Source organism: Pseudomonas sp. LRP2-20 (assembly GCF_024349685.1).
In the GTDB taxonomy this organism is placed as follows: Bacteria; Pseudomonadota; Gammaproteobacteria; order Pseudomonadales; family Pseudomonadaceae; genus Aquipseudomonas.
Map to the genome: position 1 here is coordinate 4,871,024 of NZ_AP025944.1, position 17,499 is coordinate 4,888,522.

Here is a 17,499-nt window from a genome sequence, read left to right on the forward strand (position 1 = left end):
GAAGATCAACGACGAACGGCCCCTTGCCAACCGGTCGCTCACCCGCCATAACCAACAGATGAACCTGCCAGCCCACCAACACCCGGTGCTCGAGCTGTTCCACCCGGCCGTCGCTACCTGGTTCCGCCGCCACTTCGCCACGGTCACCGATGCCCAGGCCCAGGCCTGGCCGCTGATCCATGCCGGCCAGTCGCTGCTGCTCGCTGCGCCGACCGGTTCGGGCAAGACCTTGAGCGCCTTCCTGGCCGTGCTCGACGAACTGTTTCGCGAGGGCCTGACGCATGGCGGCGAGCTGCCTGCACAGACCCAGGTCGTCTACGTATCGCCGCTCAAGGCGCTGTCCAACGACATCCGTCTGAACCTGCAGGCCCCGCTCGAAGGCATCAGCCAGGCCCTTGAAGACCAGGGCCTGAAAGCACCGCGCATCACCACCACCGTGCGCACCGGCGATACCCCGCAGAAGGAGCGTGCGGCGATGCGCAAGGTGGCCCCTCATGTGCTCGTGACCACACCCGAGTCGCTGTACGTACTGATGGGCTCGGCTTCCGGCCGCGAAGGGCTGGCCAGCGTGCATACGGTCATCGTCGACGAGATACACGCCCTGGCCGGCAACAAGCGCGGTGCCCACCTGGCGCTGACCCTGGAGCGCCTGCAGGCCTTGTGCGGGCGCCCACTTCGACGCATTGGGCTGTCCGCCACCCAGCGCCCGGTCGAGCGCGTGGCGCAGTTCCTGGTCGGCCAGCAGCGCCCTTGCGCGATCGTCGACGTCGGCCATGCCCGTCAGCGCGACCTCGCCATCGAAGTACCTCCAGTGCCGCTCGGCGCGGTCATGGCCACGGACGTCTGGGGCCTGGTCTACGACCGCCTCGCGCAATTGGCCCGAGAACATCGCACCACGCTGGTGTTCGTCAACACCCGGCGCCTTGCCGAGCGCATTACCCGCCACCTGAGCGACCGCCTGGGCAAGGAGGCCGTGGCGGCACACCATGGCAGCCTGGCCAAGGAACTGCGCCTGGACGCCGAGCAGCGCTTGAAAAACGGCCAGTTGCAGGTGCTCGTGGCCACCGCGTCGCTGGAACTGGGCATCGATATCGGCGATGTCGACCTGGTCTGCCAGATCGAATCGCCCGGCTCGATCGCCGCCTTCCTGCAACGTGTCGGGCGCTCCGGGCACCAGGTCGATGGCATCCCCAAAGGGCGACTGTTCGCGACCTCACGCGACGACCTGATCGAATGCGTGGCCTTGCTCGACTGCATCCGCCTGGGTGAACTCGACGAACTGCACATTGCCAATGCTCCCCTGGATGTACTGGCCCAGCAGATCGTCGCCGAAGCCAGCAACCAGGCCTGGGAGGAACAGGCGCTGTTCGACTGCCTGCGCCAGGCCATGCCTTATGCAGCCCTCGACCCCGAACATTACCAGGCATTGCTGCGCATGCTCGCCGAGGGCTACAACGGTCGCCAGGGCGTGCGCAGTGCCTACCTGCATCGCGATGCAGTCAGTGGCACCGTGCGCGGGCGCCGGGGTAGCCAGCTGACCGCACTGACCAGCGGCGGCACCATTCCCGAGACCGCCGACTACGCCGTGCTGCTCGAACCCCAGGCGCTGAACATCGGCAGCGTCAACGAAGACTTCGCCGTGGAGAGCATCGCTGGCGACATCTTCCAGCTGGGCAATGCGTCCTACCGTATCCTGCGGGTCGAGCCTGGCCGGGTGCGGGTCGAAGACGCTCAAGGCCTGCCGCCGACCATTCCGTTCTGGCTGGGCGAGGCACCGGGGCGCAGCGACGAACTGTCCGCCGCGGTTGCCCGTCTGCAGGCGCGAATCGACGAACAGTTCGGGTTGAACGAGGGCGATCCTGCAGCCGTGCTGCAGTGGCTGCAGAACACCTTCGAGTTGAGCGAAGACAGCGCCAGCCAGTTGCTCGACTACCTGGGCCGCACCCGCGAAGCACTGGGCGCCCTGCCCTCGCAACAGACCCTGGTGATGGAGCGCTTCTTCGACGAGTCCGGCGGCACCCAGCTGATCATCCATTCGCCCTATGGCAGCCGTATCAACCGCGCCTGGGGCCTGGCCCTGCGCAAGCGCTTCTGCCGCACCTTCAATTTCGAGTTGCAGGCAGCGGCCAGCGAAGACGCCATCGTGCTTTCGCTGTCGACCAGCCACAGTTTCGAGCTGGATGAAGTATGGCGCTACCTCAACAGCCGCAACGCCGAGCAGATCCTCATCCAGGCCCTGCTCGAAGCGCCGTTGTTTGGCGTCCGCTGGCGCTGGAACGCGGGTGTGGCCATGGCCTTGCCGCGCTTCGTCGGCGGGCGCAAGGTGGCGCCGCAGATCCAGCGCATGAAGAGCGAGGACCTGATTGCCGCGGTTTTCCCCGACCAGATCGCCTGCCTGGAGAACATCGTCGGCGAGCGGCAGATCCCCGATCACCCGCTGGTCGAGCAAACCCTCGATGACTGCCTGCACGAAGCCATGGACAGCGAAGGCTGGCTGGCCCTGCTGCGGCGCATGGAAAGCGGCGAGGTGCGCCTGTTGTGCCGCGATCTGCCAGCGCCTTCCCCACTGGCCTCGGCCATTCTCAATGCCAGGCCCTACGCGTTCCTCGACGACGCGCCGCTGGAGGAGCGACGCGCCCAGGCGGTGCTCAACCGGCGCTGGAACGAAGTGCACAGTGGCGATGACCTGGGCGCACTGGATGCCGATGCTATAGCCGCTGTACAGGCCGAAGCCTGGCCGCAACCTGGCAATGCCGACGAAATGCACGAGGCGCTGATGAGCCTGGGTGCCATCAGCCATGATGAAGTCCAGGCCAACCCCAGCTGGGGCCTGCTGCTGCGCCAGCTGGCCAAGGCCGGGCGGGCCTTGCGCCTGATCGATGAAAAACTCTGGCTGGCGCGCGAGCGCCTTGACCTGCTGCAAACGCTATATCCGGCAGCGCGCCTGGAGCCCATGCTGGACGTACTGCCCGGCTTCGACCAGGCCTTCGACCCGGACAATGCACTGGCCGAACTGTTGCGCGCTCGCCTGAGTGGCCACGGCCCACTGAGCGTGGTCCAGATCGCTGCGCCACTGAGCAAGCCCACTGTCCAGGTCGAACAGGCCTTGGCCCGTCTGGAAGCCGAAGGCTATGTGTTGCGTGGCCACTTCAGCCCTGGGGCTGGCGACGTGCAATGGTGTGAGCGCCACCTGCTGGCGCGCATCCATCGCTACACGGTGAAACGCCTGCGCCGGGAGATCGAGCCCGTCAGCCTGCAGGACTTCATGCGCTTTCTGTTCGACTGGCAACACCTGGCCCCGGATGAGCGCCTGCGAGGCCCAGAGGCGGTGGCCGAAGTGCTGGGCCAGTTGCAGGGTTTCCCCAGTGCAGCCAGCGCCTGGGAAGCGGAGCTGCTGCCCGCGCGGATCAAGGACTACAGCCCGCACTGGCTGGACGATGCCTGCCGCAGCGGGCAGTTTGCCTGGAGCCGGCTGGCGGCGACGACGGCGAGCAGCACCTTGTCGAGTACACCGCTGGTGCTGTTGCCACGCGAGCACCTGGGCCAGTGGCGCAGCCTCGCCCCCGAGCCTGCTCGGGAAGCACTTGGCGGGCGGGCGCAACGGGTGCTGGAAGCACTGCACGCGCAAGGGGCACTGTTCTTCGACGAGCTGACCGTTGAAGCCCATCTGCTGCCCAGCGAATTGGAGACGGCGTTGCAGGAGCTGGTCGGTGCCGGTCTGGTTGGCGCCGACAGCTTCACCGGCTTGCGCAGCCTGATCACCCCGGCCGCGAAGCGTTCATCGCGCAACAGCCGCCGCGGTCACCCGCCGCTGTCCAGCAGCATGGCCCATGCCGGGCGTTGGGCATTGCTGCGCAGGGGCAGCGCCAGGGTTGACGAGGGCCAGCGCACGGAGCTCATCGCCCGCGCCCTGCTACGGCGCTACGGGGTGATCTGCTGGCGGCTGCTGGAACGGGAAAGCGATGTACTGCCGCCCTGGCGTGAACTGCTGCGCTGCTATCACCGCCTCGAGGCACGTGGCGAAATCCGTGGTGGCCGTTTCATTGCCGGGTTGGCGGGTGAGCAATTTGCCTTGCCGGAGGCGGTCGGTTTGCTCAGGCAAGTACGTCGGCGAGCACTGGATGATGTGCTGGTGGTGGTGAGTGCGAGCGACCCGCTGAACCTGGTCGGCTCGCTGCTGCCTGGGGCTAAAGTGCCTGCGGTAGGTGGCAACCGGCTGCTGTATCGCGATGGTGTCCCGGTGGCGGTGCGAGTGGCTGGGCGGTACAGCTATCTGGTGGAGGGGGCGGCGCAGGAGCAGGCTAGATGGAAGGAGAAATTGCTGCGAACGCCGACAGTGTTTTAGCGCCTGTGAGATCGCGCGCCGCCCACGCGGCGCATCGCGAGCTGCGCTCGCTCCTACGTTTGTTTCTGGCCAGTTATTCCTGTGGGATTTGCGCGCGAACGCCTTGGCGCCTGCCTCGATATCGAGTCGCACAAACCAGGCGATCGCGCGCGCCTGTCACAGGCATTACTGGCCCGAAACAAACGTAGGAGCGAGCGCAGCTCGCGATGCGCCGCGTGGGCGGCGCTCGATCTCACAGGCGCGAAAACACTGTCGGCGTACGCAAAATGTTTTTCGCTACCCCGATTTTGATTTGCACTGCCACTCAAGTTGGCTATGGTCGGGGTTTGCCCCAGGCCCTGAGCCTGACCGCGCCATCGCAAGGATCCCGTATGAGCCTGTCACTTCTCAGCCGCTATGCCTTCTTCACCGCCTGTGTACTGTTCACCCTGGCGAGCCTGCCGTTTCTCCACCATGAATGGTTGTGGCCATTCACCCTGGCCACCGGGGTGCTAAGCCTGATTGGGCTGTTCGACCTCATGCAGCAACGCCATGCGGTACGCCGCAACTACCCGATCCTCGGCAACATCCGCTACCTGGTCGAGGGCATTCGCCCGGAAATCCGTCAGTACCTGCTCGAAGCCGACAGCGACGCCCTGCCCTTCTCCCGCGCCCAGCGCTCGCTGGTGTACGCCCGGGCCAAGAACGAAGCCTCGGACAAACCCTTCGGCACCCTGATCGACGTCTACGAGTCGGGCTTCGAGTTCATCGGCCACTCCATGCGCCCGGCGCCACTGACCGACCCGACGAGCTTCCGTGTCATGGTCGGCGGCCCGCAGTGCAGCCAGCCGTACTCGGCCTCGATCTTCAACATCTCGGCCATGAGCTTCGGCTCGCTCAGCGCCAACGCCATCCGCGCCCTCAACAAGGGTGCCAAGCTGGGCAACTTCCACCACGACACCGGTGAAGGCAGCATCAGCCCCTACCACCGTGAAAACGGCGGCGACCTGGTCTGGGAGCTGGGCAGCGGCTACTTCGGCTGCCGCACCGCCGACGGCCGCTTCGACCCGGAACGCTTTGCCGCCCAGGCACGCACCCCACAGGTGCGGATGATCGAGATCAAGATGAGCCAGGGTGCCAAGCCCGGTCATGGCGGCATCCTGCCCAAGCACAAGGTCACCAGGGAAATTGCCGAAACCCGTGGTGTGCTGATGGGCGAGGACTGCATTTCGCCATCCCGCCACAGCGCCTTCTCCACACCGATCGAGATGATGCACTTCATCGCCCAGCTGCGTGAGCTGTCCGGTGGCAAGCCGGTGGGCTTCAAGTTCTGCCTGGGTCACCCGTGGGAATTCATGGGCATCGCCAAGGCGATGCTGGAGACTGGCATCCTGCCAGACTTCATCGTGGTCGATGGCAAGGAAGGCGGCACCGGTGCCGCGCCGGTAGAGTTCACCGACCATATCGGAGTGCCGCTGCGCGAAGGCCTGTTGTTCGTGCACAACACCCTGGTTGGCCTGAACCTGCGCGACAAGATCAAGCTCGGTGCCAGCGGCAAGATCGTCAGCGCCTTCGACATCGCCAGCGTACTGGCCATCGGCGCCGACTGGGCCAACTCGGCGCGTGGCTTCATGTTCGCCATTGGCTGCATCCAGTCGCAGAGCTGCCACACCAACAAGTGCCCGACCGGCGTCGCGACTCAGGACCCGTTGCGCCAGCGCGCCCTGGTGGTGCCGGACAAGGCCCAGCGGGTGCTGAACTTCCACCACAACACCCTGCGTGCGCTGGCCGAGATGCTGGCTGCAGCGGGCCTTGAACACCCGGCGCAGCTGGAAGCCAAACATTTGGTACGACGCGTGTCGGCCACCGAGATCAAGCTGTTCTCGCAGATGCACGTATTCCTCAAACCGGGCGAATTGCTCACCGGAGAGGTCAATGGGCAGTTCTATTCGCGCATGTGGCAAATGGCACGGGCGGACAGTTTCGAGCCACACAGCGAAGTGGCAGCCTGACAGATCCCTGGGGCTGCCGCGCAGCCCCAGGGATTTCAGATCAGGAAGCAGTACTCGCCACACCCCGCACGTCTTTCGGCGCCAGCCGGAAGGCGTAATACAGTACCGTCAACAGCACCAGGAACGCCGGGCCGATGTACAACGCCACGCGGGTATCCTCGAAGTACGCCATCAGGCCCACCACCAGCACCAGGAAGGCCAAGGCCAGGTAGGAGCTCAGCGGCCACAGCCACATGCGGTATTTCAGCGCCTTCTGCTCGGCGCTCGACAGGCCGGCGCGGAACTTGATCTGCGCCAGCAGAATCATCACCCAGGTCCAGATGGCACCGAAGGTGGCAATCGAGGTCACCCAGACGAACACTTTCTCCGGCACCAGGTAGTTGGCCAGCACGCCCAGCAGCAGCGCGCCGATCGACAGCAGCAGTGCATTGCGCGGCACGCCGCTTTTCGAGGTGCGGGCAAAGGCGGCCGGGGCCTGGCCGTTCTGCGCCAGGCTGTAGAGCATGCGCCCGGTGCTGAAGATGCCGCCGTTGCAAGACGACAGCGCAGCGGTGATCACCACGAAGTTGATGATACCGGCGGCCGTCTTGATCCCTAAGCGCTCGAAGGTCATGACGAACGGGCTGCCCTGGCTGCCGATAGCGTCCCACGGGTAGATCGACAGGATCACGAACAGTGCGCCGACGTAGAACAGCAGGATGCGCCAGAACACCGAACCGATCGCCTGGGGGATGGTTTTCTGCGGGTTGCGTGCTTCGCCGGCGGTGAGGCCGATCATTTCCACGCCCAGGTAGGCGAACATCACCATCTGCAGCGACATCAGCACGCCCGTCACGCCATTGGGCATGAAGCCGCCATTGCTCCACAGGTTGGAGATGCCCACGGCGACGCCGTCATTACCGAAACCGAAGGCAATTACGCCGATGCCCCCGAGGACCATGGCGATGATGGTGACGATCTTGATCAGGGCGAACCAGAATTCGAACTCGCCGAACGCCTTCACCGCGATCAGGTTGACCGCGCCCATGCTGCCCAGTGCCGCCAGGGCCCAGATCCAGCGCGGTACATCGGGGAACCAGATACCCATGTAGATGGCCACGGCGGTAATTTCCGCGACGCAGGTGACCAGCCACAGGAACCAGTAGTTCCAGCCGGTGAGGAAGCCCGCCAGCGGGCCAAGATAGTCCTGGGCATAGCGGCTGAACGAGCCGGCGACCGGGTTGTGCACGGCCATCTCGCCGAGGGCACGCATGATCACCAGGATCGCCAGGCCACCAATGATGTAGGACAGCATGATCGCGGGGCCGGCCATTTCGATGGCTTTGGCCGAACCGAGGAAGAGACCAACGCCGATACAGGCGCCCAGCGCCATCAGACGGATGTGCCGTTCACCCAGCTCACGCTTGAGCGGGCCGCCCTCGATGGGCTCGGCAGGGGCAGGATGGTTGCCAACTGGCATAGCAATACAACCTCATTTTGTTATTGGATTTGACCTTCGTGCAGCACCGGCCATACCGATAGGCGTGGCGTTGGCTTGCCGGACTGGCCTCGTGGGCCGGCCCGTATGCCGGGCTAGAGCGGCCGGCAGGGCGAAGGGCCGAGCAGTATAGGAAGTCCGTTACAGGAGTTTTCGCTGTATAAACAGGGAAAATCAGCGAGATTTTCCGGGGAGTGCAGTGCCAACCCCGACGCCATTGCTACCCTAACAACATCGTTACAGGAAAAAACCCACACCAAAGCCGCATAGCCCTACCCCACTTTTCTCGGCCTCCTACAAATTTTTCACCTGTTCCAGTCACCGTCTAAGCTTCAGACAAGCAAGACGAAAATACCTGGCCGGATAGAAGACTATGGGCGCACTGTGGCAATCGGAACCAACCAGAACGGAAGCAGCTGAAGCACCTCCGGCCAAGACGCCACAACCGCAGTCCCCACGTCAGCGCAAGCTCTGGTGGCGGCTGATTTTCCTGATCCTGCTGGTGGCACTGATTGCTCTCGGTTTCGCCGCATACGACGAGTTCCGCACCTCCAACCTGCAGTCGCGCGAATTCAGCAAGCTGGCCACCACCCTCACCTATTCGCTGAAGGCAGGGCCGAGCGATGCGATCATCTACCCGGGCGAAGGGCCATTCGACAAACGCCTGGGTTACAGCGGGCTGGGCGAGTTCCTGCCGCGTCTGCTGAAACGCGATTACCTGATCAGCGAACAAGTGCAGTTCTCCCCGGCCCTGATGCGCTATGTCGGTCACGGCCTGTTCGCCCCCTATATCGAGAAGATCCAGGCCGGCCTGTCGATCACCGACTGCCGCGGTGAAACGCTGTACCAGTACAACTACCCGCAGCACCTGTATCCCGACTTCGATTCCATCCCACCGGTGATGGTCAACAGCCTGCTGTTCATCGAAAACCGCGACTTGCTCGATACCAAGGACGTGAAGAACAACCCGGCCGTCGACTGGCCGCGCTTTGCCAAGGCCGCCTACAGCCAGGTGGCCAAGTACCTGGCCCTGCCCGGCCAGTCGGCGGGTGGCAGTACCCTTGCCACCCAGCTGGAGAAGTACCGCCATTCACCGGATGGCCTGACCGTAAACGGTGCAGAGAAAATCCGCCAGATGATCTCGGCCAGCGTGCGCGCCTACCAGGGCGGCCCCGACACCAGTGAAGCGCGGCACCGGATCGTGCGCGACTACCTCAACAGCGTGCCGCTGTCGGCAGTGCCCGGGCATGGCGAGGTGCATGGCATGGCCGAGGGCCTGCGGGTGTGGTACGGCGCCGATTTCGACCAGGTCAACCAGGCGCTGGTTTCCACCGCCACAGACCCGCAAAGCATGGCTGCGCGCGGCCTGGCCCTGCGCCAGGTGCTGTCGCTGATGATCGCCCAGCGCCGCCCTTCGCATTACCTGGCCAAAGGCCGCGTTGAACTGGCCGAGCTCACCGACTCGCACATCCGCGTGCTGGCGGCCAACAAGATCATCGAGCAACCGCTGGCCGATGCGGCGCTGGCCAGCAAGGCGATCTACCGCGACTGGGTCGCCCAGCCGACCATCGTGCCGATCATCACCAACAAAGGCATCAGCCTGGCCCGCAACCGCCTGGCGGCCATGCTCAACCGCCCGTTGTACGACCTCGACCGCCTCGATGTGTCGGCCACCAGCACCCTGCAAGCCGACCTGCAGCTGCAGGTCAGCCAGTACCTGAAAAACCTTGCCGACCCCGAATTCGCGGCGCAGATCGGCCTGATCGGCGAGCGCCTGCTCACTGCCAAGACCACCGACCAGGTGAGCTACAGCTTCACCTTGTTCGAGCGCACCGCCGATGGCTCACGGGTACGGGTACAGACCGACAGTACCAACCAGCCCTTCGACATCAACGAGGGCAGCAAGCTGGAGCTGGGCTCGACCGCCAAGCTGCGGGTGCTCACGACCTATCTGGAAATCATCGCCGAACTGCACGACAAGTACGCCGGCAAACCTGCCGCCGAGTTGAAGAAAGTCGAAGTCGCCGAACTCGACCGCATCACTCAGTGGTCGCTGGAGTGGCTGGCGCAGAACAGCAAGAACCAGAGCCTGGACGCCATGCTCGATGCGGCGCTGGAGCGCAAGTACTCGGCCAACACCGGCGAGGCCTTCTTCACCGGCGGCGGCATGCACGTGTTCAACAACTTCCGCAAGGAAGACAACAACCGCAACCCGACCCTCAAGGATGCCCTGCGCGAGTCGATCAACCTGCCGTTCATTCGCCTGATGCGCGACCTGGTGCGCTACGTCACCTACCAGCAGCCGTTCAACCGCGTGCCCCTGCTCAAGGACGACTCCGATCCGCGCCGCCAGGAATACCTGGCGCGCTTCGCCGACAAGGAAGGCACCAGCTACCTGATGCGCTTCTGGAAGAAGTACCAGCGCAAGACCTCCCAGCAGCGCCTGGATACTTTCCTCGACAGCATGCGCGCCACCCCGCAGCGCCTGGCAGCGGTGCACCGCTACCTGTTCCCGGAAGCAGGCCAGGAAACCTTCAATGCCTTTGTCCGCGCCCACAGCAAGGACGACAAGATCGCCCTGGGCAAACTCACCGACGGCAAGCTGGCGGAGATGTACGAAGCCTACGGCCCCGGTAAGTACGACCTGCCCGACCAGGGCTACATCGCCAAGGTTCACCCGTTGGACCTGTGGCTGTTGGGCTACCTGTTGAAGAACCCGAGCTCCACGCTTACCGAAATGGTCAATGCCAGCCACTTCGAACGCCAGGAAGTCTACAGCTGGCTGTTCAAGAGCCGGCACCAGGGCGCACGTGACAGCCGCATCCGCACCATGGTCGAGATTGAGGCGTTTCTCGATATCCATCAACGCTGGAAACGCGTGGGCTACCCGTTCGACCACCTGGTGCCCTCGCTGGCCACCGCCATCGGCAGCTCCGGCGACCGCCCGGCCGCACTGTCGGAACTGGTCGGCATCATCCAGAACGACGGCGTGCGCCTGCCGACGCTGCGTATCGACACCCTGCACTTCGCCGCCAATACCCCCTACGAGACCAAGCTGGTCAGCGACCCGGACCGTGGCGTACGGATTCTGCCGGTTGAAGTGGCACGGGCGCTGAAAGGCGCCATGTCGCAGGTGGTCGATGCCGGTACCGCACGGCGCATCTCCGGCAGCTTCAAGCTCAACGACGGCACGCCGCTGGTGATGGGTGGCAAGACCGGTACCGGCGACAACCGTATCGAAAGCTTCGGTGCTGGCGGCCGGCTGATCGGCTCGCGCTCGCTCAACCGTACCGCCACCTTCGTGTTCTTCCTGGGTGAAAACCACTTCGGCACCCTGACGGCCTTTGTCCCTGGGCGCTCGGCGGAAGCCTTCAAGTTCACCTCGGCGCTGCCGGTGCAGGTGCTCAAGGGCATGGCGCCGATCCTCATGCCGTATTTGCAGCCAGGCAACCCGAACGAGTGCAAGCCACCACAGGTGGCCATGCATGGCAACGACTCATCTAAAACGTAGATGATAATCATCGGCATTTAGAGGCTTGTGTTTAGATATATCTTGAGTAATATCTTGCGATATATCGAAACACAGGGAGCCGCTAAATGCGTGACCACTCCGCACATGACCCTTTTGACCGCCGCCCCGCCCGTGGCGAGCGTGGCCCGCGGGTGTTTGCCCCGGGCGACCTGAAGCTGCTGATGCTGTCGATGCTGGCCGAACAACCCGGCCACGGCTACGACTTGATCCGCCAGATCGAGAACCTGTTCGATGGCAGCTACACACCGAGCCCCGGCGTGATCTACCCCACCCTCAATTTCCTCGAAGAAGCCGAGTTGATCAGCGGCCAGGTGCAGGGCAGCAAACGCCTGTACGCCATCACCGCTGCCGGCCGGAACGCGCTGGCCGATCAGGCCGTCGCCCTTGACGGCGTGCGCATGCGCATCGACGTCAGCAAGCGCGCCCTGCGTGGCCACGATCGCCCGCCGGAAATCCACGAAGCAGTCGGCAACCTGCGCCATGCCCTGCACATGCACAGTGGCCGCTGGACCCCGGAAGAAATCGAACGGGTGCGCAACCTGCTCAACGACACTGCCAAAGCCATCGCCTCCGGGCCTGCCGATCCAGTCAGGGAGAATCCCCATGAGTGACACCATTCACCGCGTCAACCACGAGATCCGCCAACGTCGCCTGCAGGTGCTGCGGGTGAACGACCTCACCCCGCGCATGCGCCGCATCACCCTCGGTGGCGACGAGTTGCAAGGCTTCACCAGCCTGGGCAGTGACGACCACATCAAGTTGCTGTTCGCTGAAACCGCCGAGCAGCAGCAGGCCATCGACGCGCGCAACCTGGGCCGTGACGGTGGTACCCGGCCGACCATGCGCGAGTACACACCGCGGCGTATCGACCTGGTGGCCAATGAACTGGACATCGACTTCGTGCTGCACGGCGACGGCCCTGCTTCGACCTGGGCGGCCCAGGCAGCGCCAGGGCAGACCCTGAACATTGCCGGGCCACGGGCATCGATGGTGGTACCGGATATTTTTGACAGCTATTTGCTGGTGGGTGACGAGACGGCGATCCCGGCGATTGGCCGGCGCCTGGAAGAACTGCCAGCCGGGCGTCGCGTGCTGGCGGTGATCCAGATCGAAGATGACCAGGAGCGCCAGCCGCTGCCAAGTGCGGCGCAGGTGGAAGTCATCTGGGTCAAGCGCAACGAGGACCTGATGGCACTGCTGAAGGGGCTGAATCTGCCCGAAGGCAAACTGTACAGCTGGGTGGCGCTGGAGAAGTCGCTGACCCGGCAGGCCAAGGCATTGTTGCTGGAGAAAGGCGTGGCCGAAGATGCCCTCAAGGCCGCCGCTTACTGGCGTGCCGACGGGACCGCGGACGACGAGTGATCCGTTCTGCCCTGTACTGGCCTCTTCGCGGGTAAATCGGGGCGCCGATTTACCCGCGAAGCGGCCGGTGCAGGTCAACCTTTTCCGTGCAACCCACGCCACCGATCCAGCCCCAGCAACATCAGCCCAACGCCCCAGAACCCCGCCAAGACGCCGAGGGCATTGAGCATCACCTGCCCATAGCCCAGACTCGCCACATCGATGAACGGATAGGCATACGCCCCGATCTCGCTCCCCCGCCACAACGCATAGGCGAAATACACCACCGGGTATAGCGCCCAAATCGCCAGGTGCCAAAGGCGCAGGCTGCCCTTGGGCACCTCGAACCACCAGTACAAGGTGAATAGCAGCGGCATCACATCGTGCAGCAGCTCATCCGCCAGCCACTGCCAGCCTTCGGGCTGCCACAGGTGGCGCAGCAGCACACTGTAGGCCAGCGCCACCAGCACGATGCTGGCCGCCACTGCAGAGCTCACCGAGGGCGACAGAAAGAAGCGCCTGGCTGCTGACGCCCGGCCAAAGGCCGCGTAACTGAGTACCGTCGCCACCAAGGTATTGGTCAGCACCGTGAAGTAACCGAACACATTGATCAGCCCGCCGATCAGGCTGGCCTGCTCCTGCCAGCGCGCCAGCAGCACCAGGTAGACCTGCACCGCCAGGCCGAACCAGCCAAGCAACGCCATCGACGTCAGCCAGGGGCGCCGTGGCATGTCAGGCCTGGCGCTGCAATTTCACGTACAACTGCTCGACCTTCTCCCGCGCCCAGGGCGTCTTGCGCAGGAAGGTCAGGCTCGACTTGATGCTCGGATTGCTCTTGAAGCACCGCACATCAACACGTTCGGCCAGGCCCTGCCATTGGTAGTGCGCCACCAGTTCGGTGAGGATCTGTTCGAGGGTCTTGCCGTGCAGCGCGTTGTGTTGGGCCGTGCTCATGCCAGTGCTCCATGGGAAAGATGCGCACCTTACACGAGTGTAGTGGCGGGTGGGATCCGTATTGCCTGAGGAATAAGCGCTGGCCAAGGGCAAATCCTCTGTGCTGAAATAGTGATGTTATATTGTAACAACACAAAAGCATCTGCCAAGGAACGCCTCATCCCCATGCTGCACATCCCGCTCCGCCTCTCCCCCCTCGCTGTTGCCCTGTGGCTCGCTTCTTCACCCAGCCAAGCCGTGGAACTGGAACCCCAGGTCATCACCGCCAACCCGCTCGGCAACCGGCAACTGGCCGCACCCAGCACCGTGCTGGAAGGTGACGACCTGCTGCAACAGCAACACGGCAGCCTCGGTGAAACCCTGAACAAGCAACCCGGCGTGGCCTCCACCTGGTTCGGCCCAGGTGCCAGCCGCCCGGTGATTCGCGGCCTGGATGGCGACCGTATCCGCATCCTGCGCAATGGCGTGGGGGCCCTGGATGCCTCATCGCTGTCCTATGACCACGCGGTACCGCTGGACCCGGTCACGGTCGAGCGCGTGGAAATCGTCCGCGGCCCGGCCGCCCTGCTCTACGGCGGCAATGCCATCGGCGGCGTGATCAACACCTTCGACAACCGCATCCCCGATTCGCCGATCGAGGGCATCCATGGTGCCGGCGAATTGCGCTACGGCGGCGCCGACACCACCCGCAGCAGTGCCGGCAAGCTGGAGGCCGGTGACGGCACCTTCGCCCTCCACCTGGACGCCAACAGCCGCCAGTTCAACGACCTGCGCATTCCCGGCTACGCGCAGAGCGCCAAGGTGCGTGACGCCGACAACCCAGGCAGCCGCCACCGCCTGGAAAACAGCGACGGCCGCCAGGACGGTGGCGCAATCGGCGGTTCCTACAACTGGGAGCATGGCTATGCCGGTCTGTCCTACAGCCGCTATGACAGCAACTACGGCTCGGTGGCCGAGTCTGGTGTGCGCCTGGACATGAAGCAGGACCATTACGCCTTTGCCTCGGAACTGCGCGACCTGGACGGCCCGTTCAGCTCAGTCAAGGTCGATGCCGGCTACACCGACTACGAGCACAGCGAGATCGAACAAGGCGAGGTTCACACCACCTTCAAGAACAAGGGCTACGAAGCCCGCATCGAAGCCCGTCATCAACCGCTCGGACCGCTCGAAGGCGTGATTGGCGCGCAGGTCAGCCGCAACGAGTTCTCGGCACTGGGCGAGGAAGCCTTCGTCCCGCACACCGACACCGACAGCCTGGCGCTGTTCATGCTTGAGCAGTGGCAAGCCACCGAACGCCTGAACCTGAGCCTCGGTGCACGTCTGGAGCACACCCGTGTCGACCCCGATGCCAAGGGCAACGAAAACTTCGTCGACGCCGACAGCGCCAGCAGCTTCAACGCCTTCAGCCTGTCCTCGGGCGCGGTGTACCAGCTCGACCCGATCTGGTCGTTGGCGGCCAACCTCGGCTACACCGAGCGCGCACCGACTTTCTACGAGCTCTACGCCAACGGCGCCCACGTCGCCACCGGCGCATTCGAAGTGGGTGATGCCAGCCTGAACAAGGAAAAGGCCATTTCCGCCGACCTGGCCCTGCGCTTCGACAATGGCACCCACAAAGGCAGCGTCGGGGTGTTCTACAGCCACTTTCGCAACTACATCGGCCTGATCGGCACGGGCAACCTGCGCGAAGGCCATGACCATGACCATGACGAGGATGATCACGACCACGATCATGACGATGGCGGCTTCCCCGAATACCAGTACCAGGGCGTGCGGGCCCGCTTCTACGGCATCGAGGCGCAGGACCGCTGGCAACTGGCCGAGAACCGCTATGGCAGCTTTGCGCTGGAGCTGTCCGGCGACTACACCCGGGCAAAGAACCTCGACAGCGGCGAGCCGTTGCCGCGCATTGCCCCGCTGCGCCTGAACAGTGGCCTGGTCTGGGAGCTGGACCGTTGGCAGGCGCGGGTCGATGTGCAACACGCCGCGTCACAGCATCGCAAGCCTGAGAACGAGACCAGCACCGATGGCTACACCACGCTCGGGGCCAGCGTCGGTTACCGCTTCGACATCGGCCAGAGCCAGTGGCTGGCCTTCGTGCGCGGCGAGAACCTGACCGACCAGACCGTACGCTATGCCAGTTCGATCCTGCGCGATATCGCACCGGCACCGGGGCGTAGCGTGGAAGTCGGGGTGCGTACCACCTTCTGACCTGACGCGGTCCTTGTGGGAGCGGGTTTACCCGCGAATGCGATGCCAGAGCGAATGCCGCATTCGCGGGAGACCCGCTCCCACAGGGTGTGCCCTACGCCTTGGCAACGTGGTTTGTTGCCAGATCAGCAACAATCAACTGCGACAATTTGTCTTTTTTTCTTACAACTTCCCCTATATCCTCCCCGCCGCAAGCTGAATCGCTTCACCCAGCATTCCCAATTGCCACTCCCATCGAAGAGCCCGCTCCTCGGTGCACCTGCCGTTTTTCTCAATAATCAAAAGATAGCGCTATCTCATGCTTCAACTGCCCAAAACCCGCTACACCGGCTTGGCCTTCGCTGCCATTGCCGCAGGCTTACCCGTTACGGCCAACGCTAGCGAAGCGTTTGCCAAGGACTCCCCGTGGATGTTCGGTGACTGGGGCGGCACCCGCACCGAGCTGCTGCAAAAGGGCTACGACTTCACCCTCGGCTACACCGGCGAGATGGGCAGCAACCTGCACGGCGGCTACGACCACGACCACACCGCGCGCTACAGCGACCAGTTCACCTTCGCCAGCCACCTGGATCTGGAGAAGATCCTCGGCTGGAACGACACCGAGTTCCAGCTGACCATCACCGAACGCCACGGCGACAACATCAGCAACGACCGCATCAACGACCCACGAGTCGGCGGCTTCACTTCGGCCCAGGAAGTCTGGGGCAGAGGCGAAACCTGGCGGCTGACGCAAATGTGGATCAAGCAGAAATACTTCGACGGCGCCCTGGACGTGAAGGTCGGCCGCTTCGGCGAAGGCGAGGACTTCAACAGCTTCCCCTGCGACTTCCAGAACCTGGCCTTCTGCGGCTCGCAGGTGGGCAACTGGGTCGGCGGCATCTGGTACAACTGGCCGGTCAGCCAATGGGCCATGCGCGTGCGCTACAACCTCAACCCGGAGCTGTACGCCCAGGTTGGCATCTATGAGCAGAACCCGTCCAACCTCGAATCGGGCAACGGCTTCAAGCTCAGCGGCAGTGGCACCCAGGGCGCGGTGATGCCGATTGAACTGGTATGGAGCCCACGTTTCCAAGGCCTGAAAGGGGAATATCGCGCCGGCTACTACTACAGTAATGCCAAGGCACAGGATGTTCTCAAGGACAGCAACGGCCAGCCGGCCGCCCTCAGTGGCGCCGCCTACCGCAGCAGTTCGAGCAAGCACGGCTTGTGGCTCGGGGCCCAGCAGCAGGTCACCTCGCTGGCATCCGACCAGTCGCGCGGCCTGAGCCTGTTCGCCAACGCCACGGTGCACGACAAGAAGACCAATGTCATCGACAACTATGTTCAAGCTGGACTGGTTTACAAAGGCCCCTTCGACGCCCGCGCCAAGGACGACATCGGCTTCGCCGTCGCCCGCGTGCACGCCAACCCGGCCTACCGCAAGAACGCCCGCCTGGCCAATCAGGCGGCTGGCCTCGACGACTACGACAACCCAGGCTACCTGCCGGTGCAAGACACCGAGTACAGCGCCGAACTCTATTACGGCATTCACCTGGCCGACTGGCTCACGGTGCGCCCGAACCTGCAGTACATCCGCCATCCGGGCGGGGTGTCGCAGGTCGACAGCGCGCTGATCGGCGGCCTGAAGATTCAAAGCACGTTCTGACCA

The 17,499-nt window shown here is 64.0% G+C and carries 10 protein-coding genes; 7 read left to right on the plus strand and 3 right to left on the minus strand.

What is annotated here, in order from left to right; translation table 11 throughout:
• Window positions 1–58 precede the first annotated feature (58 nt).
• Together OCX61_RS21830 and OCX61_RS21835 are read left to right on the plus strand one after the other, a co-directional pair.
• Window positions 59–4,345, plus strand: a complete 4,287-nt coding sequence (locus OCX61_RS21830; RefSeq protein ID WP_261941339.1) for a DEAD/DEAH box helicase — start codon at window positions 59–61, stop codon at window positions 4,343–4,345.
• Window positions 4,346–4,716: 371 nt separating this feature from the next.
• Entirely contained in the window at window positions 4,717–6,336 is a 1,620-nt protein-coding gene (locus OCX61_RS21835; RefSeq protein WP_261941340.1) for an FMN-binding glutamate synthase family protein, read from the plus strand.
• Between the two features lie 40 nt (window positions 6,337–6,376).
• On the opposite strand, the gene OCX61_RS21840 is transcribed toward OCX61_RS21835, so the two are convergent.
• Window positions 6,377–7,795 (minus strand): amino acid permease, encoded by a 1,419-nt coding sequence (locus OCX61_RS21840; RefSeq protein WP_261941341.1) that lies wholly within the window; start codon window positions 7,793–7,795, stop codon window positions 6,377–6,379.
• Window positions 7,796–8,186: 391 nt separating this feature from the next.
• On the opposite strand from OCX61_RS21840, the gene OCX61_RS21845 reads away from it, so the two are divergent.
• From OCX61_RS21845 to OCX61_RS21855, 3 genes are all read left to right on the plus strand, one after another.
• The gene (locus OCX61_RS21845; protein WP_261941342.1) at window positions 8,187–11,324 is read left to right on the plus strand and encodes a transglycosylase domain-containing protein; all 3,138 of its coding nucleotides are present in this window, start codon (window positions 8,187–8,189) and stop codon (window positions 11,322–11,324) included.
• A gap of 86 nt (window positions 11,325–11,410) precedes the next feature.
• Entirely contained in the window at window positions 11,411–11,956 is a 546-nt protein-coding gene (locus OCX61_RS21850) for a PadR family transcriptional regulator (protein WP_261941343.1), read from the plus strand.
• The gene (locus OCX61_RS21855; protein WP_261941344.1) at window positions 11,949–12,707 is read left to right on the plus strand and encodes a siderophore-interacting protein; all 759 of its coding nucleotides are present in this window, start codon (window positions 11,949–11,951) and stop codon (window positions 12,705–12,707) included. Before OCX61_RS21850 ends, OCX61_RS21855 begins: the two co-directional genes overlap by 8 nt.
• A 74-nt stretch (window positions 12,708–12,781) precedes the next feature.
• Here OCX61_RS21855 and OCX61_RS21860 read toward each other — a convergent pair whose 3' ends face one another.
• Window positions 12,782–13,417: a Pr6Pr family membrane protein gene (locus OCX61_RS21860; protein WP_261941345.1), complete on the minus strand. Its 636-nt coding sequence runs from the start codon at window positions 13,415–13,417 to the stop codon at window positions 12,782–12,784.
• A 1-nt stretch (window position 13,418) separates the two neighbouring features.
• Window positions 13,419–13,640 (minus strand): VF530 family protein, encoded by a 222-nt coding sequence (locus OCX61_RS21865; RefSeq protein WP_023378991.1) that lies wholly within the window; start codon window positions 13,638–13,640, stop codon window positions 13,419–13,421.
• 165 nt (window positions 13,641–13,805) lie between these two features.
• Between OCX61_RS21865 and OCX61_RS21870 the strand changes: the two genes are divergently transcribed.
• Entirely contained in the window at window positions 13,806–15,851 is a 2,046-nt protein-coding gene (locus OCX61_RS21870) for a TonB-dependent receptor (RefSeq protein ID WP_261941346.1), read from the plus strand.
• Between the two features lie 298 nt (window positions 15,852–16,149).
• A complete protein-coding gene (locus tag OCX61_RS21875; RefSeq protein ID WP_261941347.1) occupies window positions 16,150–17,496 on the plus strand; it encodes a carbohydrate porin in 1,347 nt (448 codons plus the stop codon).
• Window positions 17,497–17,499: the final 3 nt, after the last annotated feature.